Annotated in this window: 16 protein-coding genes; 7 read left to right on the forward strand and 9 right to left on the reverse strand. The window is 68.5% G+C overall.

Going from position 1 to position 20,471, the window contains the following annotated elements:
* Positions 1–304: 304 nt before the first annotated feature.
* From ACFY1P_RS34890 to thyX, 3 genes are all read right to left on the reverse strand, one after another.
* The gene (locus ACFY1P_RS34890; protein ID WP_361532749.1) at positions 305–1,990 is read right to left on the reverse strand and encodes a ribonuclease J; all 1,686 of its coding nucleotides are present in this window, start codon (positions 1,988–1,990) and stop codon (positions 305–307) included.
* A 132-nt stretch (positions 1,991–2,122) separates the two neighbouring features.
* Positions 2,123–3,022: a 4-hydroxy-tetrahydrodipicolinate synthase gene (gene dapA / locus ACFY1P_RS34895; protein ID WP_361532746.1), complete on the reverse strand. Its 900-nt coding sequence runs from the start codon at positions 3,020–3,022 to the stop codon at positions 2,123–2,125.
* A 218-nt stretch (positions 3,023–3,240) separates the two neighbouring features.
* A complete protein-coding gene (gene thyX / locus ACFY1P_RS34900; RefSeq protein WP_361532743.1) occupies positions 3,241–3,981 on the reverse strand; it encodes an FAD-dependent thymidylate synthase in 741 nt (246 codons plus the stop codon).
* A gap of 227 nt (positions 3,982–4,208) precedes the next feature.
* On the opposite strand from thyX, the gene ACFY1P_RS34905 reads away from it, so the two are divergent.
* Positions 4,209–4,451, forward strand: a complete 243-nt coding sequence (locus ACFY1P_RS34905) for a hypothetical protein (protein ID WP_361532740.1) — start codon at positions 4,209–4,211, stop codon at positions 4,449–4,451.
* Between the two features lie 79 nt (positions 4,452–4,530).
* Entirely contained in the window at positions 4,531–4,848 is a 318-nt protein-coding gene (locus ACFY1P_RS34910) for a hypothetical protein (protein WP_361532737.1), read from the forward strand.
* Positions 4,849–4,859: 11 nt separating this feature from the next.
* Here the strand turns inward: ACFY1P_RS34910 and ACFY1P_RS34915 are convergent, their stop codons facing one another.
* From ACFY1P_RS34915 to eccD, 6 genes are all read right to left on the reverse strand, one after another.
* Positions 4,860–5,318 (reverse strand): hypothetical protein, encoded by a 459-nt coding sequence (locus ACFY1P_RS34915; protein ID WP_390752965.1) that lies wholly within the window; start codon positions 5,316–5,318, stop codon positions 4,860–4,862.
* 5 nt (positions 5,319–5,323) lie between these two features.
* Positions 5,324–6,076 (reverse strand): 4-hydroxy-tetrahydrodipicolinate reductase, encoded by a 753-nt coding sequence (dapB, locus tag ACFY1P_RS34920; RefSeq protein WP_361532731.1) that lies wholly within the window; start codon positions 6,074–6,076, stop codon positions 5,324–5,326.
* A gap of 36 nt (positions 6,077–6,112) precedes the next feature.
* Positions 6,113–7,492 (reverse strand): pitrilysin family protein, encoded by a 1,380-nt coding sequence (locus ACFY1P_RS34925; protein ID WP_361532728.1) that lies wholly within the window; start codon positions 7,490–7,492, stop codon positions 6,113–6,115.
* The gene (locus tag ACFY1P_RS34930; RefSeq protein ID WP_361532725.1) at positions 7,489–9,705 is read right to left on the reverse strand and encodes a polyribonucleotide nucleotidyltransferase; all 2,217 of its coding nucleotides are present in this window, start codon (positions 9,703–9,705) and stop codon (positions 7,489–7,491) included. Before ACFY1P_RS34930 ends, ACFY1P_RS34925 begins: the two co-directional genes overlap by 4 nt.
* A 263-nt stretch (positions 9,706–9,968) precedes the next feature.
* The gene (rpsO, locus tag ACFY1P_RS34935; protein WP_045934183.1) at positions 9,969–10,256 is read right to left on the reverse strand and encodes a 30S ribosomal protein S15; all 288 of its coding nucleotides are present in this window, start codon (positions 10,254–10,256) and stop codon (positions 9,969–9,971) included.
* A 206-nt stretch (positions 10,257–10,462) separates the two neighbouring features.
* The gene (gene eccD, locus ACFY1P_RS34940; RefSeq protein ID WP_390752966.1) at positions 10,463–11,902 is read right to left on the reverse strand and encodes a type VII secretion integral membrane protein EccD; all 1,440 of its coding nucleotides are present in this window, start codon (positions 11,900–11,902) and stop codon (positions 10,463–10,465) included.
* Positions 11,903–12,076: 174 nt separating this feature from the next.
* Between eccD and eccCa the strand changes: the two genes are divergently transcribed.
* The 5 genes from eccCa to ACFY1P_RS34965 form a co-directional block, all read left to right on the forward strand.
* Positions 12,077–16,027: a type VII secretion protein EccCa gene (gene eccCa, locus ACFY1P_RS34945; RefSeq protein ID WP_390752967.1), complete on the forward strand. Its 3,951-nt coding sequence runs from the start codon at positions 12,077–12,079 to the stop codon at positions 16,025–16,027.
* Between the two features lie 184 nt (positions 16,028–16,211).
* The gene (locus tag ACFY1P_RS34950; RefSeq protein WP_390752968.1) at positions 16,212–16,676 is read left to right on the forward strand and encodes a hypothetical protein; all 465 of its coding nucleotides are present in this window, start codon (positions 16,212–16,214) and stop codon (positions 16,674–16,676) included.
* 38 nt (positions 16,677–16,714) lie between these two features.
* Positions 16,715–18,892, forward strand: a complete 2,178-nt coding sequence (locus ACFY1P_RS34955) for a hypothetical protein (RefSeq protein ID WP_390752969.1) — start codon at positions 16,715–16,717, stop codon at positions 18,890–18,892.
* 39 nt (positions 18,893–18,931) lie between these two features.
* A complete protein-coding gene (locus ACFY1P_RS34960; RefSeq protein WP_390752970.1) occupies positions 18,932–19,981 on the forward strand; it encodes a hypothetical protein in 1,050 nt (349 codons plus the stop codon).
* 149 nt (positions 19,982–20,130) lie between these two features.
* Positions 20,131–20,471: hypothetical protein (locus ACFY1P_RS34965; protein ID WP_390752971.1), on the forward strand; the 341-nt coding region annotated here is incomplete at its 3' end.

A 20,471-nucleotide genomic window follows, 5' to 3' on the forward strand; every position in this document is an offset into this window, starting at 1 on the left:
CCGGGCGCTTCCCTTCGGTATTTCGTGTTTCCAACCTTACCAGATCCGTTTTCCGTTCCGTTTCCGGTTCAGATTCCGTTTCCGGCCCCCTGTTGAAGTGGGGTTTCGCCTTCCAGCTTTTCGCTTTCCGGCTTCACCGACTTTATCAGATCACTCCGGGTCGGTTTCCCCATCCGCTGCGGAACGGTCCTTCACGCACTAGGCGTTCAGGGGTTCCCGCTGCGGTGGAGCCGTAAACGTACTGGACGGCCGCGCCCGGATGCAAATCGAGTCCGGGGCGGCCGTCCGTACGGCTGATTGTGCGTCAGACCTCGACGACCACAGGGAGGATCATCGGGCGTCGGCGGTAGGTGTCGGACACCCACTTGCCCACGGTCCGGCGGACGAGCTGCTGCACCTGGTGGGGCTCCAGCACGCCGTCGGAGGCGGACTTGGCGATGGCTTCCTCGATCTTCGGCGCCACGGCCGAGAACGTGGAGTCCTCGATGCCCGAGCCGCGCCCGTGGATCTGCGGGCCGCCCACCAGCTTGCCCGTCGTGCTGTCCACGACGAGGAAGACGGAGATGATGCCCTCGTCGCCGAGGATGCGGCGGTCCTTGAGCGAGGTCTCGGTGACATCGCCGACCGACAGGCCGTCGACGTACACATACCCGGCCTGGACCTTGCCGACGATCTTCGCCGAGCCGTCCACCAGGTCCACCACGACGCCGTCCTCGGCGATCACGATGTGGTTCTTCGGCACGCCCGTCAGGGCGCCGAGCTCCGCGTTCGCCCGCAGGTGGCGCCACTCGCCGTGGACCGGCATGAGGTTGCGGGGCTTGCAGATGTTGTAGAAGTACAGCAGCTCGCCCGCGGAGGCGTGGCCCGAGACATGGACCTTGGCGTTGCCCTTGTGGACGACGTTGGCGCCCCACCGGGTCAGGCCGTTGATCACGCGGTAGACGGCGTTCTCGTTGCCCGGGATGAGGGACGAGGCCAGGATGACCGTGTCGCCCTGGACGATCCGGATCTGGTGATCGCGGTTGGCCATCCGGGACAGCGCGGCCATCGGCTCGCCCTGGGAACCCGTGCAGACCAGCACGACCTCGTCGTCCGGCAGGTCGTCCAGCGTCTTGACGTCGACGACCAGACCGGCGGGGACGCGCAGATAGCCCAGGTCACGGGCGATGCCCATGTTGCGGACCATGGAGCGGCCCACGAAGGCGACCCGGCGGCCGTACTCGTGCGCGGCGTCCAGGATCTGCTGGATGCGGTGCACGTGGCTCGCGAAGCTGGCCACGATGATGCGCTTCTGGGCGCCCGCGAAGACCGTGCGCAGCACGTTGGAGATGTCGCGCTCGGGCGGGACGAAGCCGGGGACCTCGGCGTTCGTGGAGTCCACGAGCAGCAGGTCGATGCCCTCCTCGCCGAGCCGCGCGAAGGCGGGCAGGTCGGTGAGGCGGCGGTCCAGCGGGAGCTGGTCCATCTTGAAGTCGCCGGTGTGCACGGCCATGCCGGCCGGGGTGCGGATGGCGACCGCGAGGGCGTCCGGGATGGAGTGGTTGACCGCGATGAACTCGCAGTCGAACGGGCCGATGCCCTCCCGGTGCCCCTCCTGGACCTCCAGGGTGTAGGGGCGGATGCGGTGCTCCTGGAGCTTCGCCTCGATCAGGGCGAGGGTCAGCTTGGAGCCGATCAGCGGGATGTCCGGCTTCTCGCGGAGCAGGTACGGGACACCGCCGATGTGGTCCTCGTGGCCGTGCGTGAGCACGATGCCTTCGATGTCGTCGAGACGGTCACGGATCGAGCTGAAGTCCGGCAGGATCAGGTCGACTCCGGGCTGCTCCTCCTCGGGGAAAAGCACTCCGCAGTCGACGATCAGCAGGCGGCCGCCGTACTCGAAGACGGTCATGTTGCGGCCGATCTCGCCGAGACCGCCGAGGGGCGTGACGCGCAGGCCGCCCTCGGGGAGCTGCGGCGGGGGACCGAGTTCAGGATGCGGGTGACTCAAAAGACTCTCCTCACCACGCACGCCACATGCCCTCCTGGGGCACATGGCGCGCGTGACATTCGTGCACTTGCTGTTGTTTTCGATGTTCAGTTGTGAAGTCTGTGGGCGGGCGCCCGGGGGCGCCCACGGTCGCTAGAGCTCGACCCCGCCGGCGGAGAGGTCGCGCCTGAGCTGGTCCGTCTCCTCGGCGGAGAGCTCCACCAGCGGCAGCCTCAGCGGGCCGGCGGGCAGGCCCTGGAGCGCGAGGGCCGCCTTGGTGGTGATCACGCCCTGGGTGCGGAACATGCCGGTGAAGACCGGGAGCAGCTGCTGGTGGATCGCGGTCGCCTTGGCGACGTCGCCGTCGAGGTAGGCACTGAGCAGCGAGCGCAGGTCGGGGGTCACGAGGTGACCGACGACGGAGACGAAGCCGACGGCGCCGACGGACAGCAGCGGGAGGTTGAGCATGTCGTCGCCGGAGTACCAGGCAAGGCGCGAGCGGGCGATGGCCCAGCTGGCGCGGCCCAGGTCGCCCTTGGCGTCCTTGTTGGCGACGATCCGGGGGTGCTCGGCCAGCCGGACGATGGTCTCGGTGTTGATCGGGACGCCGCTGCGGCCGGGGATGTCGTAGAGCATCACCGGGAGGCCGGTGGCGTCCGCGATCGCGGTGAAGTGCCGGAAGATGCCCTCTTGCGGGGGCTTGTTGTAGTACGGGGTGACGGCCAGCAGGCCGTGGGCGCCCGCCTTCTCGGCGGCGCGGGCGAGCTCGACGCTGTGCTGGGTGTCGTTGGTGCCGGCTCCGGCGACGACGTGGGCGCGGTCTCCGACCGCTTCGACCACGGCACGTACGAGCTGCGCTTTCTCCGCATCGCTGGTGGTCGGGGACTCGCCGGTGGTGCCGTTGACGACAAGGCCGTCATTGCCGGCGTCCACCAGGTGCGTGGCGAGTCGCTGGGCACCTTCGAGGTCAAGGGCGCCATCTGCGGTGAAGGGCGTGACCATGGCGGTCAGGACCCGCCCGAAGGGCGTCTGCGGTGTGGAGGTCGGAGCCATGGGGGCCACGCTACTCGTTGCTCACCGTGAGGTGCTCCCTCGGGGAGTGGGAAAGGGATCCCGGCACTGCCTGCTCGGGGGTTCAAGCAGTGCCGGGTCCGTTTGTTCAGCCTAGATGAAGGTAACGAAAAGCCGCAATACGGACACCTTTGCTACCGGTGCGTACGCGGCCCCGCGCGTCATCCCATCCGGTGCCCCCGCTACTCCGCGTACCCGCGCTACGGCGCGACGCGGCCGTTCTTGTTGAACGCCGCGTAGGTGAGCGGCATGAGCTTGGCCCACTCCGCCTCCATCTTCTCGCCGACCATCTCGATCTCGCGCTGCGGGAAGGAGGGGACGGCCGCCTGCTCGTGCTGGGTGCGCAGGCCGAGGAAGTGCATCAGCGAGCGGGCGTTGCACGTGGCGTACATCGAGGAGAAGAGACCGACCGGCAGGACCGAGCGGGCGACCTCGCGGGCGACGCCCGCGGCGAGCATCTCCTGATAGGCCTCGTACGCCTGGCGGTAGGAGTCCTCCATGGCGCGGGTGGTCAGCTCGTGCTGCGCCTGGGTGCCCTCGACGAAGACGTACTTTCCGGGGCGGCCCTCCTGGACCAGCTTGCGGTCCGCGCCCGGGACGTAGAAGACGGGCTGGAGCTCGCGGTAGCGGCCGGACTCCTCGTTGTACGACCAGCCGACGCGGTGGCGCATGAACTCGCGGAAGACGAGGATCGGGGCGCTGATGAAGAAGGTCATCGAGTTGTGCTCGAAGGGGCTGCCGTGGCGGTCCCGCATCAGGTAGTTGATGAGCCCCTTGGACCGCTCGGGGTCCTTGGTGATCTCCTCCAGGGACTGCTCACCGGCGGTGGAGACGCGAGCCGCCCACAGGACGTCGGAGTCGGCAGCGCTGTGCTTGACCAGCTCGACGGTCACATCGCCACGGAATGTGGGTTTGGCGTTCTCGGTGGGGCTGTCGGTCACCGGCGGGGTCCTTCCAATCGCGTTGCTGGGGCGGCGCCCAGCCTACGGGCCGCCACTGACACTCGGCCTCCGACAGAGCGGGGCCACGGTGATTGCCGGGGCTCCGGTTGAGATTTTTCACAGAAGTCGCAGAATTCGGGCACCACCGGCGCGATTCGAACGTCCTTCTATGTGACAGCACAGACAGCACCGACAGCACACACTCGAGCTTCCTAGGAGAGCGCTTCATGTTCCGCCGGCGAGAGCCCGTGCCGTTCGCCTTTGTCGCCGAGGCAGAGCGTTACCGCAGCAACGTCACGCCGCCGCCCCGAGACCGCGCGAGCCGCTCGCAGATAGCCGGCCGTGCGCTCGTGGGGCTGACGGTCGCGGCGGGGCTCGTGGGGGCGCTGTTGTTCGGGATGCCCGCCCTCGAGACCGGCGCGCAGAGCCCGCACCACACGCAGCAGTCGGAGGCGAAGGACAGCCGCTGACGCGCGCCGATCAGCGACACGACCGAGGTCCGGCCACCCTGACGTGGCCGGACCTCTCGCGCATCGATAGCCTCGCCCAATGCCCCTGCCCTTTTTGACAGCCGCCCGCGACGGCGCCCCCGCCACACCCGCCGCCGAGCCCCTGCCGCACGAGGACGCCCCGCTCGGGCCCCGTGCCCACCGGCCCGGCTCCTGGCAGGTCGGCGGTGCCGCCCTGCTGCTGCTCCTCGCCGCGTATCTGCTCTTCTCCGCGCTGATCATCGTGCTGGCCGGCTCGCTGCTGGTCGGCGGTGTCTGCGTGGCCGTCGCCGCCGTCGTGATCGCGGCGGCCCTGCGGCTGGTGCGGACGGGCATCCGGCCGAGCGGCCGGGGACAGCGGGCGGACTCCCCCGCCTGAGCCCTTGTCCCTCACGCGTCCGCGCGCACCGGCCTGCCGTCGTGCAGGGCGATCGCCCGCTGCATCGCCTTGCGGGCGCGGGGTGTGTCGCGGGCGTCGTGGTAGGCCACCGCGAGGCGGAACCACGTGCGCCAGTCACCGGGGGCGTCCTCCGTCTCCGCCTGGCGGCGGGCGAAGACCTCGTCCGCCGAGTCGCGGTCGATGCGACCGCTCGGCGTGCGGACGAGCTCGTCGACGGGGAGGCCGCCCTCGGCCTCCAGTTCCCGCGCCAGCCGGTTGGCGTCCCGCGCGAACTTGGTGGTCTGGTAGAGGAACCAGGCACCGATGAACGGCAGCACCAGCACCGCGGCACCGAAGGTGACGGTGATGGCCGTGCCCTGCTGGATGAGCATGACGCCGCGGCTGCCGACCAGGACGAAGTAGACGACCAGGACGGCGGCCAGGGCGAAATAGACGATCTTCGCGCGCACGGTGCTCAGCCCAGATCCAGGAAGTTTTCCAGGCCGAACGTCAGCCCCGGCGTGCTCACGACGCGCCGCGCGCCCAGCAGGATGCCCGGCATGAAGCAGCTGTGGTGCAGCGAGTCGTGCCGGATGGTGAGCGTCTCGCCGGTGTCGCCGAACAGCACCTCCTGGTGGGCCAGCAGGCCGCGCAGCCGTACGGCGTGCACCGGCACCCCGTCGACGTCCGCGCCGCGCGCGCCCTCCAGGGCCGTCGTCGTGGCGTCGGGCTGCGGGGCGCAGCCCGCTTCCCGGCGGGCCTCGGCGATCAGCTGGGCGGTGCGGGTGGCGGTGCCGGAGGGGGCGTCCGCCTTGTTCGGGTGGTGCAGCTCGACGACCTCGACGGACTCGAAGAAGCGAGCCGCCTGCCGGGCGAAGGTCATGGTGAGCACGGCGCCGATGGAGAAGTTGGGCGCGATGAGCACTCCGGTGCCCGGCTTGGCGTCGAGCCAGCCGGTCAGCCGCGCGAGGCGGTCCTCGGTCCAGCCGGTCGTGCCGACGACTCCGTGGATGCCGTTGGCGACGCAGAACTCGAGGTTGTCCATCACGGAGTCGGGGTGGGTCAGCTCGACCGCGACCTGGGCTCCCGCCTCGGTCAGCGCCTGAAGCTTGTCGCCCCGGCCCAGCGCGGCCACCAGTTCCATGTCCTCGGCGGCCGTCACGGCCCGTACGGCCTCGGAGCCGATACGGCCGTGGGCGCCGATGACCGCCACGCGCAGCTTGCTCATCCTTGGTGCTTCCTTCTCTCGGGCTCTGGGAACTGCTCAGGCCACGGCTTCGTCGAGCTTGGCCGCCTGCTTGTCCTTCAGCGGGCCGATGACGGACAGCGAAGGACGCTGCCCCAGTACATCGCGGGCCACCGAGCGGACCTCGTCCGGGGTGACGGCCGAGATGCGGGCCAGCATGTCGTCGACCGACATCTGGTCGCCCCAGCACAGCTCGCTCTTGCCGATGCGGTTCATCAGCGCGCCCGTGTCCTCCAGGCCCAGGACCGTGGAGCCGGAGAGCTGCCCGACGGCACGGGTGATCTCCTCGTCCGTCAGACCGTCCGAGGCGACCTTGTCGAGCTCGTCGCGGCAGATCTTGAGGACGTCGTGGACCTGGCTCGGGCGGCAGCCGGCGTAGACGCCGAAGAGGCCGCAGTCGGCGAAGCCCGAGGTGTAGGAGTAGACGGAATAGGCGAGTCCGCGCTTCTCCCGGACCTCCTGGAAGAGCCGCGAGCTCATGCCGCCGCCGAGGGCGGTGTTGAGCACGCCGAGCGCCCAGCGGCGGTCGTCGGTGCGGGCCAGGCCGGGCATGCCGAGGACGACGTGCGCCTGCTCGGTCTTGCGGCCGAGCAGCTCGACGCGGCCGGCGGTGCGGATCGTACGGGCGCCCGCGCGCGGGGCGACCGGGGCCGCGTCCGTGCGGCCGAGCGCGCCGGCCTTCTCGAAGGCGGCCCGCACCTGGCGGACGACCTTGGCGTGGTCGACGTTGCCCGCGGCGGCCACGACCAGGTGGGTCGGGTCGTAGTGCTTCTTGTAGAAGCGCGCGATCCGGTCGCGGCTGAGGGCGTTGATGGTGTCGACGGTGCCGAGCACCGGCCGGCCGAGGGGGGTGTCGCCCAGCATGGTGTGCGCGAACAGGTCGTGCACGCAGTCGCCGGGGTCGTCCTCGGTCATGGCGATCTCTTCGAGGATCACACCGCGCTCGGCGTCGACGTCGGCGGCGTCGATGAGCGAGCCCGTAAGCATGTCACAGACGACGTCGATGGCGAGCGGCAGGTCGGTGTCGAGGACACGGGCGTAGTAGCAGGTGTACTCCTTCGCCGTGAACGCGTTCATCTCACCGCCGACCGCGTCGATGGCGGCGGAGATGTCCAGCGCGCTGCGCTTGGAGGTGCCCTTGAAGAGCAGGTGCTCCAGATAGTGGGTGGCGCCGTTCAGCGTCGGGGTCTCGTCGCGGGAGCCGACGTTGGCCCAGATGCCGAAGGTCGCGGAGCGGACGGACGGCAGGGTCTCGGTGACGATGCGCAGCCCACCGGGAAGGGTGGTGCGGCGGACCGTGCCGATGCCGTGCTCGCCCTTGAGAAGCGTTTGGGTACGGGCGACGGCCCGCCCCTCCGAAGAGGTGCGGGCCGTCTTCCGTGTACTACGGGACGTCACTTGGCGGACTCGTCCTTAGCCTCGTCGGCGTCCTCGCCCTCGATGACCGGGATCAGCGAGAGCTTGCCGCGCTGGTCGATCTCGGCGATCTCGACCTGGACCTTGGCACCGACACCGAGCACGTCCTCGACGTTCTCCACGCGCTTGCCACCGGCGAGCTTGCGGATCTGCGAGATGTGCAGCAGGCCGTCCTTGCCCGGCATGAGGGAGACGAAGGCACCGAAGGTGGTGGTCTTGACGACCGTACCCAGGTAGCGCTCGCCGACCTCCGGCATGGTCGGGTTGGCGATGCCGTTGATCGTGGCGCGGGCGGCCTCGGCGGCCGGGCCGTCGGCGGCACCGATGTAGATGGTGCCGTCGTCCTCGATCGTGATCTCGGCGCCGGTGTCCTCCTGGATCTGGTTGATCATCTTGCCCTTGGGGCCGATGACCTCACCGATCTTGTCCACGGGGATCTTGACGGTGATGATCCGCGGGGCGTTGGGGGACATCTCGTCCGGCGTGTCGATGGCCTCCATCATCACATCGAGGATGTGCAGACGGGCGTCGCGGGCCTGCTTGAGGGCCGCGGCCAGGACGGAGGCCGGGATGCCGTCCAGCTTGGTGTCGAGCTGGAGCGCGGTGACGAACTCCTTCGTACCGGCGACCTTGAAGTCCATGTCACCGAAGGCGTCCTCCGCACCGAGGATGTCGGTGAGGGCGACGTAGTGCGTCTTGCCGTCGATCTCCTCGGAGATCAGGCCCATGGCGATACCGGCGACGGGGGCCTTCAGGGGCACACCGGCGTTCAGCAGCGACATGGTGGAGGCGCAGACCGAGCCCATAGAGGTCGAGCCGTTGGAGCCGAGCGCCTCGGAGACCTGGCGGATGGCGTACGGAAACTCCTCGCGCGTCGGCAGGACGGGCACGATGGCCCGCTCGGCCAGGGCGCCGTGGCCGATCTCGCGGCGCTTCGGCGAACCGACGCGGCCGGTCTCGCCGACGGAGTACGGCGGGAAGTTGTAGTTGTGCATGTAGCGCTTGCGGGTCACCGGGGAGAGGGTGTCCAGCTGCTGCTCCATGCGGAGCATGTTGAGGGTGGTGACGCCCAGGATCTGGGTCTCGCCACGCTCGAACAGCGCCGAGCCGTGCACGCGCGGGATGGCCTCGACCTCGGCGGCGAGCGTACGGATGTCCGTCACGCCACGGCCGTCGATGCGCTTGCGCTCCTTGATGACGCGCTCGCGCACCAGGGACTTCGTCAGCGAGCGGTACGCGGCGGAGATCTCCTTCTCGCGGCCCTCGAACTGCGGGAGCAGCTTCTCGGCGGCGATCTCCTTGACGCGGTCGATCTCGGTCTCGCGCTCCTGCTTGCCGGCGATGGTGAGCGCCTGCGCGAGCTCGTCACGGACGGCCTTGGTCAGGGCGGCCAGGACGTCGTCCTGGTAGTCCAGGAAGACCGGGAACTCGCCCTCGGGCTTGGCGGCCTTGGCGGCGAGCTCGGACTGGGCGCGGCAGAGCACCTTGATGAAGGGCTTCGCGGCCTCGAGACCGGCGGCGACGACCTCCTCGGTGGGGGCGTCGGCGCCGTCCTTGACCAGCTGGATGGTCTTCTCGGTGGCCTCGGCCTCGACCATCATGATCGCGACGTCGCCGTCCTCCAGGACGCGGCCGGCCACGACCATGTCGAAGACGGCGTCCTCGAGCTCGGTGTGGGTCGGGAACGCGACCCACTGGCCCTTGATCAGGGCGACGCGGGTGGCGCCGATCGGACCGGAGAAGGGCAGGCCCGCGAGCTGCGTGGAGCAGGAGGCGGCGTTGATGGCGACCACGTCGTAGAGGTGGTCGGGGTTGAGCGCCATGACCGTCTCGACGATCTGGATCTCGTTGCGCAGGCCCTTCTTGAAGGAGGGGCGCAGCGGGCGGTCGATCAGGCGGCAGGTGAGGACCGCGTCCTCGGAGGGCCGGCCCTCGCGGCGGAAGAAGGAGCCGGGGATCTTGCCGGCCGCGTACATCCGCTCCTCGACGTCCACCGTCAGGGGGAAGAAGTCGAGCTGGTCCTTGGGCTTCTTGGAAGCGGTGGTCGCCGACATCACCATGGTGTCGTCGTCCAGGTACGCCACGGCGGAGCCGGCGGCCTGCTTGGCCAGGCGGCCCGTCTCGAAGCGGATGGTGCGGGTGCCGAAGGTGCCGTTGTCGATGACGGCTTCGGCGTAGTGGGTCTCGTTCTCCACCAGGGATATCTCCTCGTCTGCGTCCCCGCCCGTGTGGCGGGGACGTTGGCGGAGGGGCGCCGGCTGGCCGGTCTTCGATCGAAGCACCCGGATTTCCCTGTTCCGGGGGCCACTACCGAGGACCGGCGGCGAGCGGAGCGCGCCTCCTCATGCTGTTCTTTTGTTCAGTCCTTCGTGGACACCAGACTACAAAGCTTCGGCGTCCCACGAGATACGCGAAGGGAGCGGCCCCCAGAGGTGGGAACCGCTCCCTTCACGACGTCTTACTTGGCGCCCGCGGCACCGCGGCGGATGCCGAGGCGCTCCACCAGGGCGCGGAAGCGCGTGATGTCCTTCTTGGCCAGGTACTGGAGCAGGCGGCGGCGCTGGCCGACCAGCAGCAGCAGGCCACGACGCGAGTGGTGGTCGTGCTTGTGCTGCTTGAGGTGCTCCGTCAGGTCCGAGATGCGACGGGTGAGCATCGCGACCTGGACCTCGGGGGAGCCGGTGTCGCCCTCCTTGGTGGCGAACTCGGCCATGATCTGCTTCTTCGTAGCGGCGTCGAGCGACACGCGTACTCCTTGGAATTCTCGTTTTCAGCCACCGAGTGCCCCTGGTCTTGGTCTCAGGGGAGCTTCCGTTACTCGGGAGGCGGGGTCCGCTGGGCGCTGTCCCCAGAAGCCCCGCAGGGCGGTCCGGAGGCGCGTACACAAACGGCCACTGCACACAGTACCAGCCCGGCTCCCGGGCCCCGCTCCGGCCCCGGCCCAGGGGGCCGTCAGCCCGCCGACAGACCGCGGGCTGTCCCGTACATGCCGAGGACGGCGAGGGCGAGCGGCACGAGGGCCAGGAGGAGGACGCTTTCGGAGATGTCCGAAACGCGCCCCCAAAAAGGTGACAGACCCTTGCGGGGGACGATCAGGGCGACGGCGGTGAGCAGGCCGCCGCCGAGCGTGACGGCCGCGGCGAGCCAGACCGTACGGATGTCGGTGGAGCCGCCCGCGGGCGGGTTCAGGGACATGCCGAGTACCAGCAGGGCCAGGGCGGCGAGCCCGGCGGCCAGGACCGCGGTGACCTGCGAGGTGTAGCGGAAGAGGCGGGCGCGCAGCAGCATCGTGAGCCCGGCGGCCAGGGCCAGGAGGCGGGCCCAGGGGCCGCCGTCGGCCGAGAAGGCGAGGACGGCGGCGGAGACGGTGACGACCGCCGCGCAGCCGCCGACGAGGCCGAGCAGCAGCTCGTGGCCGCGGCGGACGCGGTCGGCGACGCGCTCGGCGTCCACGGGGTCGGGGGTGGCGCGGGCGGCCGGGTCGAGGTCGCCGCCGGTCGCGGAGTGGGGGGCGGCGTAGCCGATGGGCAGCCGGGCGACGCGGGCGGAGAGGCCCGGCAGGAAGGCGAGGGCGCCGATCGCGGCGACACCGCAGACGGCGGCCGCGTCCGCGGCGCCCGCTCCGCTGAGGATCAGGCCGAAGGCGGCGAGGGTGCCGGTGACCGCCGCGGTGAGGGCGGCGACGAAGGGCGCGTCGCCCGTGGGCACGGTGGCGACCAGGGCCGCGGCGGCGACGAGCACGGCCGCGCAGCCGAGCAGGAACTGGAGTCGGCCGGCGCCCTGCCCCGCGTCGGGCGCGAGTATCCCGGAGCCCGCGATCATCAGGTGCGGCAGGGCGGCGAGCCCCAGGGCGATGGCGCAGGCGCGGTCGCCGTAGACCCTCGCCCGTACGCCCGCGAGCGCGGCCAGCAGCACGCCGGCGGCGGCCGCGACGGCACCGGGCGTGCCGTGCATGTCGTGCCGGACAGGGTCGGCGAACCACAGGGCGAAGGCCATCAGGGCGAGCAGCAGGGCGCCGCCGAAGAGTCCGGCGGCGCGCAGGAGCTGGTCGTTCCACAGGGTCCGGTCGCGAGTGACCGCCGCGGCCACGGCGTCCGTCACGTCGTCGTGCACGGCGGGCGGCAGGGACTCCGCGAAGGGGCGCAGCGAGAGCAGTTCACCGTCGAGGACCCGGTGGGCGGCCAGCGAGCGGGCGCCGTCGAGGACCGTGCCGTCGCGGCGTACGAGGTGGTAGCCGGTGGGGGTGCCGACGGGCTGTGTCTGGCCCGTGAGCCGCAGGATCTCCGGGTAGACGTCGGCGACCGCGATGTCGTCCGGCAGCGCGACGTCGATCCGGCTGTCGGGAGCGACCACCGTCACCCGGCAGAAACCTGTCCCAGTGGACGTACTCACCTGTCGGGGCCCCCTGCTCCACTCCGAGCCTTCGCTCATGCATACGCGCGGCGGCCACCCTATCGGGAGCTCGTCGGCGCACGTCGATAGGATCGCCGTTCCGCGGAGGGGAGGCCGGCGCCGGAGGGGTGCCGGGCGGAGATTCCTCACCGCGTGGAGGGGTTGAGGCATCCGGTGAGCCAGGTCGTCGTCCATCGCCCGCCCCGGAGTCTGCCGCCGGACGTGCCCGGTGAGGAGATCCGGCTGGAGGCACCGCCCGAGCTGCCGCGCGGGCGTCAGGACAGCGTGCTGATGCAGCTGTTGCCGACGCTGGGCATGGCCTCGTCAATGGTCTATTTCTTCATGCCGGGCGCCGCTCCCATGATGAAGATCATGGGCGTCATGATGATGTGCTCGACGCTGGGCATGACGATCGCGATGGTCGTGAGGCACCGTCAGGGCTCCCAGGGGCAGACCGCGGACATGCGCCGCGACTACCTCAAGTACCTCGCGCAGACGCGCCGGACCGTGCGCCGGACGGCGCGCGCGCAGCGGGACGCGCAGTTCTATCTGCACCCCTCCCCCGACCAGCTGTGGTCGGTCGTCGCGGAGGGCACCCGGCTGTGGGAGCGGCGCGCGGGCGACGACGACTTCGGGCAGGTCCGCCTCGGGCTGGGGGCGCAGCAGCTCGCGACGCCGCTGGTGGCTCCGGAGACCGCTCCGATAGACGACCTGGAGCCGTTGACGACGGGCGCGATGCAGCAGTTCCTGGCCACGCACGGGTCGCTGGACGGCATGCCGATGGCGCTGTCGCTGCGCGCCTTCTACCACGTGACGCTCTCGGGCGACCCGGAGACGGTGCACGGGACGGCCCGCGCGCTCGTCGCGCAGCTGGTGACGCTGCACTCGCCGGACGACCTGGTGGTCGCGGTGGTCGCGGCGCGCGGGGCGGCGTCGTACTGGGAGTGGACGAAGTGGCTGCCGCACGTGCAGGTGCCGGGCGCGGTCGACGGGGCGGGCGCGCGCCGGCTGATCGGTGACGAGCTCGGCGAGCTGGAGGACCTGCTGCGCCCGCGGCTGGAGGGGCGCTCGCGCTTCAGCCGGGACGGGCAGCCGGTGCTCGACCAGCCGCACGTGGTGCTCGTCCTCGACGGCGGTACGGTGCCGGCCGAGTCGGTGTTCGCGGCGCCCGAGGGACTCCAGGGCGTGACCATCGTCGAGGTGGTGCCGGGGGATCTCGGGGAGCCGCGGGGCGGGCTGTCCGTCGTGGTCGAGCCGGGCGAGCTGCGGCTGCTGTCGCAGGTCGCGGCCTACGACGGCGTGCCGGACACGCTGTCCATGGAGGCCGCGGAGGCGCTGGCGCGGCAGCTCGCGCCGCTGCGCATGGGCGGCGGTGACGGCGACGAGCCGCTGCTCGCCAACCTCGACTTCACGGACCTGCTGGGGCTGGGCGACGCGGGCTCGGTGGACGTGGCGCGCACGTGGCGCCCGCGGTCCTCGGCGGAGCGGCTGCGGGTGCCGATCGGCGTGAGCGAGGACGGCACACCGGTGATGCTGGACATGAAGGAGGCCGCGCAGGACGGCATGGGCCCGCACGGGCTGTGCGTCGGCGCGACCGGCTCCGGCAAGTCGGAGCTGCTGCGCACGCTGGTCCTGGGGCTCGCGGTGACGCACTCCTCGGAGACGCTGAACTTCGTCCTCGCGGACTTCAAGGGCGGCGCGACCTTCGCGGGCATGTCGGCGCTGCCGCACGTGGCGGCCGTGATCACCAACCTCGCGGACGACCTGACGCTCGTCGACCGCATGCGTGACTCGATCACCGGCGAGCTCCAGCGGCGGCAGGAACTCCTGCGCTCCGCGGGCAACTACGCCAACATGCACGACTACGAGAAGGCGCGCGCGGCCGGTGCGGCGCTGGAGCCGCTTCCTTCACTCGTCCTGGTGATCGACGAATTCAGCGAGCTGTTGACGGCCAAGCCGGACTTCATCGACATGTTCATCCAGATCGGCCGCATCGGCCGCTCGCTGGGTGTGCACCTGCTGCTCGCGTCGCAGCGCCTGGAGGAGGGCCGGCTGCGCGGGCTGGAGACCTATCTGTCGTACCGCATCGGCCTGCGGACGTTCTCGGCCGCCGAGTCGCGTACGGCGCTGGGCGTGCCCGACGCCTACCACCTGCCGTCCGTGCCGGGTTCGGGCTATCTGAAGTTCGGTACGGACGAGATGACGCGCTTCAAGGCGGCGTACGTGTCCGGTCCGTACCGCACGGCTCCGGCCGCGGGCTCCGGGGGCGACGCGCTGCCGATCGAGCGCCGCCCGGTGCTCTTCACCGCCGATCCCGTGCCGGTCACCTATACCGCGCCGGAGCCCGCGGCCGGGCCCACACCCCGTGCGGGCGAGGAGCCGCAGGCCGAGACGGTCCTGGACGTCGTCGTCCGGCGGATCGAGGGCCAGGGCCCGCCGGCCCACCAGGTGTGGCTGCCGCCGCTGGACCGGGCGTCCTCCCTGGACGAGCTGCTGCCTCCGCTGTCCCCGGTGGAGGGGCGCGGGCTCACCGCCCCCGGGTACGGCCGCCTCGGCCGTCTCGTCGTCCCCATCGGCCTCATCGACAAGCCCTTCGAGCAGCGGCGCGACGTCCTGCTCCGCGATTTCTCGGGCGCGGCCGGCAACATGCTCGTCGTCGGCGGCCCCCAGTCGGGCAAGTCCACGCTCATGCGGACCCTGGTGGCGTCTTTCGCGCTCACCCACACGCCCGCCGAGGTGCAGTTCTACGGCCTCGACTTCGGCGGTGGCGGCATGAGTGCCATCGCGGGCCTGCCGCACGTCGGCGGGGTCGCGTCCCGGCTCGACCCGGAGCGCGTGCGCCGTACGGTCGCCGAGGTGGCGGGCATCCTGGCCCGGCGCGAGGAGTATTTCCGGGCCCAGGGCATCGACTCGATCACGACGTACCGGCGGCAGCGGGCGGCGGGCGGATTCGCCGACCAGCCGTGGGGCGATGTCTTCCTCATCGTCGACGGCTGGGGCAACTTCAAGCAGGAATACGACATGCTGGAAGGCGTCGTCACCGATATCGCGGGGCGGGGCCTGGGTTACGGAATCCATGTCGTCGTGACCGCCTCCCGCAATATGGAGGTCCGCGCCTCGCTCAAGGACCAGCTTCTGAACCGGCTGGAACTGCGGCTCGGTGACACCATGGACTCGGAATTCGACCGCAAGGTCGCGGCGAACGTCCCCGCCGGGGTGCCCGGCCGGGGACAGCTCCCGGAAAAGCTCCACTTCATGGCCGGCCTGCCGCGGATCGACGCCGACAGCGACCCCGAGACCTTGACGGACGCGACCGCCGAACTGGTCCGCGCCGTCGACGAGGCGTGGACCGGACCCCACGCTCCCGGGGTCAGGCTCCTCCCCCGCAAGCTGCGCGCCGACGAGCTCCCCAAGGGCTTCGAGAATCCGCAGCAGGGCGTCGCCATCGGCATCGACGAGACCAATCTGGAGCCGGTCTACGTCGACTTCGAGACCGACCCCTTCTTCCTCGTCTTCGGCGAAAGCGAATCGGGCAAGACGGCGCTGCTGCGGCTGCTGGCCAAGCAGATCACCGAGCGCTACGGGCCGGAGGAGGCGAAGATCGTGGTCGGCGACTTCCGCCGCACCCTGCTCGATGTCATCCCCGACACGCATCTGCTGGAATACGCCCCGCTCGCCTCGGCCCTGGCCGTCCACGCGAACGCCCTCAACGGCCTCATGGAACGGCGTGCTCCGCAGCCCGACATCACCCCGCAGCAATTGCGCGACCGCAGCTGGTGGTCGGGCCCGCGGTTCTTCGTCATCGTCGACGACTACGAACTCGTCTCGACCAGCAGCGGAAATCCCCTCTCGGTCCTGACCGAGAATCTCCCCTTCGCCCGCGACGTCGGCATCCGCTTCATCATCGCCCGCAGCTCCGCCGGTGCGTCCCGCTCGATGTTCGAGTCCTTCATGCAACGCGTGAAGGAACTCGGCGCCCAGGGCGTGGTCCTCTCCGGCGACCCGGGCGAGGGCGACCTCCTCGGCGGCGTCCGCCCCCGCCCGATGCCCCCGGGCCGCGGCTTCTTCGTCTCCCGCAAGCGGGGGGCTCCGCTGGTGCAGGTGGGGTGGCTGCCGGAGGAGTAGGCAGAGGCCGGCTTTCGACTGACGCAGGGGCATGAGTACGCGTACTCATGCCCCTGTCGCGTAGGCGTGCCTAAGGTCGCGACAGGGGTGCGCCAAGAGATCAGGATGCGGCTGCGCCGGGCAACGCCCCATTGTTAGATTCGAACGCGCAAATGCGGTGCTGTAGAGGTGCGTTGGGGGAATTGTGGCATTCGACGAGGAATGGACCGGGCTGCACACGGAGGCGGTGGCCCGGATGCGGCTCAATGGGGTTTCCGGGAACGATGGGTTCCCCCAGCTCCCGGGAAGAAGTGACGCAGACCTCAAGTCTTCTGCGGCGCGGAAGAAGTCGGCCATATCCGCGCTGGAGCAGCACATACAGCCCGATGTGCAGAAGGCGGGCAGCGCCATGGACGAGGCGACGGAGGCCGCGGCCAAGGGATTCGCGGAGTGGGTGACGGGAGCCGGTATCAATGAGGCGCTCAAGGGGTGGCGGGCCTCGGTTAAGGCGTTGCAGAGCCGACTGTCCGCGGAGAAGGCGGCACTGAGCGGTGCCAACCGGTTGTTCCAGGGCACGGACATCCACACGGGCAACCAGATCCCGCTGCTCATCCCGCAGGACGGAAGAGGCTTCCAACCGCCCTTCCAGTCACGGCTGTCGGAATACTGAGGGGAAGTCGGCACGGCATGCTCACGTACCACCAGGCCATGACTACGGACCTGTCCCTGCTGACCACAGCGGCAGCGAAGTGGGAGTCGGCGGCGAAGGACTTCGAGGGTGTACAGAAGACTTACGACAGCCAGGTGAAGAGCATCGGATACGACGGCTCCTGGACCGGCGAGGCCAACCTGCAGGCCCGGCCCAACATGCAGAAGACATCCGACCAGTACGCCGCTGCGGCGAAGGAGGCACGTGCGGTCGCGACCCTTCTGCGTGACGCGCAAGCACAGTTCACCGAGCTGCGCGGCAAATTGAAGTCGGTGGTCGCCGAGGCGGAGAAGAACGGCCTGAAGGTGAGTGAGGACGGCACCGTCTCCTCCACCGCCCCCACCGACCGCGCTGCCCTTCACGACCCGGACTACCAGGCCGTACTCGCCCGAGAGGCGAACAAACGGGCTGACTGGGCCCAGAAGATCACCGACATGGTCAAGGTCTTCGATGATGCCGACCACGGGGTCAGGATGGCCCTGACCGCCGCCGTCCAGGACACGGACATCCTCGACGGAATTCCCAACAGCTTCAACGCGAAGGCCGAGGGCGATCTCGAAAAGGCCGAGGCCAAGGAAACCATCAGGCTGGCCCAGAAGCTCAAGGACGGCAAGAAGCTCGACCCGGACGAACTCGCCGAGGCTTCCTGGCTCTTCCGCGACGTCGCCCAGGACAAGAAGGCCAGCCAGCTCGTCCTGGCCACGATGGGCCCCGACGGAACGATCGAGCTGACCAACCGCCTCAACGGCCTGGCCGGCTCGGGCGACAAGAGCCACAGAGAGGCATACGACGCGATCCAGTCCGGCCTGGCCGGCACCGTGTCGGCCGCCACCTCGGATCCGAAGTCGCCCTTCTACGAGAAGTGGCGCGACGGCCTGCGCAAAGCAGGACCGAAGGTAGTCGAGAACGACGGTCAGGTGCAGATACGCGGGTATCAATCACTCCTCACCCTGATGTCCCATGGAAAGAAATTCACTCCGCAGTTCATCGCGGATCTGGGGGACGACATCATCGCGGCCGAGAAGAAGGAGCCTCGAATCTGGGACATGCCCAGCGGAAAGAGCTTGAGCAAGCCACCAGCATGGCTCGCAAGGGACCCGCTCGACACCCTTCTGGGTATAGCGGGCAAGGATCCGAAGACCGCTGAGAAATTCCTCGATCCAGATGCGAACAACAGCAACGGACGTCTGCACTACCTGCTTCAGGACCGGGACTGGAAAACCCGTTACGAACTTACGGGAAACTATTCCCATCCAGACATGGAGCAGTTCAAGAGGGTAGAAGATGCGGATGCCCGCAAAGGTCTGGCCAGCGCAATCGAGGCTGCCGCCACTGGACGCACGGATGGCGACTCTGGGCCCATCGACTCCAAACACTCCGAAGCCCAGGCGCGAATCACTCAACGCACTGTCGAAGGCCTCAACAATAAATTCGGCGACCGCATGCCGGAGAACCTTCGCGGCCCAATCGCCCGCACAATCGCCGACTACGCGACGGACACTCACGAGATCCTGACAGGCCAGAACTCTGCGTATGGCTACGAAGGGGGCCTCGAAAACGTCCTGGCCAAGGGCGGAAATTCACACATTGCAGTAAGTCAGGAAAGTCTCATCCGAGTCATACGTGGAGTTTCCGACGACCCCAAGAACTTCTCCCTCATCTACAACACTGAGCGCGCTCACGCCGCAGGCGTCCTCGCAGGGACGCCGAGTCACCCTGGTCGATCGAATGTCGATTGGGACGTCCCGAGCCGTGACGTGGGAGCAGCCTTCGGAGCGCTCAACGCTATCGGCTCGGACACGATTATGGATATTCGGGATGCGAAAATGACATGGGCTGATGACGTGGCCAGGTATGGGTACCACCTGGGCGGCGCTCCCATCACCGGAATACCCATCATCGGTGACGTGGCCCAGCGAACGCTGGATGCCGCAGCCTACGACTGGTCGAAGGATATCAAAAATTTGGCTGCCGAGACCGCGCGAGGGCACTTGTCCAAGGAATGGACAAAGGACTCCATGGCAGTAAAGGATCTCATCGACGCTTCTATGCAACATCACGGAATAAACGCTGGCGATGCGGGCGGGCAGTACTACAACGATGTGAAGCAGATGAGGCAGGAGGCTCAACAGTCCTATGCGGCCAGCCGCGACCAGGCCATGAACTATCTTCGCTGACATCCAATGGGGAAATTCGTGAAACGCACAGTATTGGTCATGGCAGCAGCAGCGACCGCGGTATTTTCTGCGGCGGGGGTCCTGCACGCCACGTTCAACACGAACATTTTCGGCCCTGAGCGTCTGTGCGACGGCACGCTGTCCGCCGAAGATGTCCACCGAATCCTCGGAACTTCCGGCCGCATTTCCTCATCGATTCAGCCTCAAGCAGACACAGACAGCACGACCTCCTTCACGTGTTCAGTGAAGGTCAGCACGAAATTTCCGGACGATCGTTCTCGCTTTTTGACGCTCGAGGTTGGTGATCAGCCGAGCGGTTTTCCAATCGACGGCTCAAGAGGGACAGCTTCGGGCAGTCTGTCGTATTTTGGCGATCAAGCTCTTGGCGGAGTCTCAGATAGCGTCGGCTGGCTCAGCCTCCCGAACCAATGTGGGAAGCGAATGACGGCCCACGACAGCGGAGCTCCCGCACAAGCAGTCACTATTCGTCTTGAGGAAGCTCCGCCAGCCAAGGAAGACCGACGCATTGACATTTCCAAGGCTCTCACCACAGCGATGTCCAAACTGGGCACGTCAAACGGATGCGCCATGGTGGGAGAAAACAGAGAACCGACCCTTCACGATCCGTCACCCGAGCGACCGATAAACTTCGCGCACGCTTGCGCATTGCCTGGTTTCGCCATCCCGGACGATGCCAGACCCGGCCACGTTCCACAGCAGGAGACGGAGCAAGTGAGCCACAAGGGCCAACAGGTCTGGAGTTGCGATATTCGCTTCAAGAAGACGCCCGAACCCCAAATCAGCATCGCGATGACTCAGGACAAAAATCTACTGGCGTCCTTGTCCAGAGACATCAACCGGGCGACTCCAGCAGCAGCCGACTGGAAGGCAAACGGATCGACTTCCGGACCCCTCATGGCATCGTGCGCAAAAAAAGATACCTATTTCTCGATCAACGTTTCCAGCGAATATCGACAGCTGATCGAGAAAAACAAGGGGATATCTGCAGCTGAGGCCCAGAGGGAAATATTTCGATCGTTCCTCAACGCCATGGGCCGACAGTTGGGTTGCTCTGACATCGCGCCTTAGCACGTCGGGCACGCGACGGCCAGCGCGGCACAGAGACCACGGCTGCTCTGACCTGGCCCTTCCCGTAACAGGGACCCGACTCCGAGCCCACGGAAAACGTTCGGACTCAGTGACGACCTCGATATCGACTCGAACTGCGAGTTTTCCCCGTGACCAAGACCATGCAATTGGCGACCGTCTGCTGGGTGTTGGCCGCTGTCCTGTTTCTGATCGGTTGCGCCAACCCCAGAGCCGTCTACTGGGGAAGCCGCGCCTGGCAGTACCGGAACCCCGAGGCCAATGAGCCGTCCGCCGCCGCCTATGTGGTGCAGCGCGTCGGAGCCTTCGTCAGTGCTGCCGTGCTCTGCGGCATGGGGTTCGTGCTCATGCACTGGGAAGATCAGTCGACATACGATGCGGGTGATGTGAAGAGCGCCGTGGACGATGTCGTGGCCCAGCTCAATCAGGAGAAGGTGCAGCAAGGCGGCGTACTCTCGCCTGATTACTACCT

It is taken from the genome of Streptomyces sp. NPDC001407 (genome assembly GCF_042895325.1).
Taxonomy (GTDB): domain Bacteria; phylum Actinomycetota; class Actinomycetes; order Streptomycetales; family Streptomycetaceae; genus Streptomyces.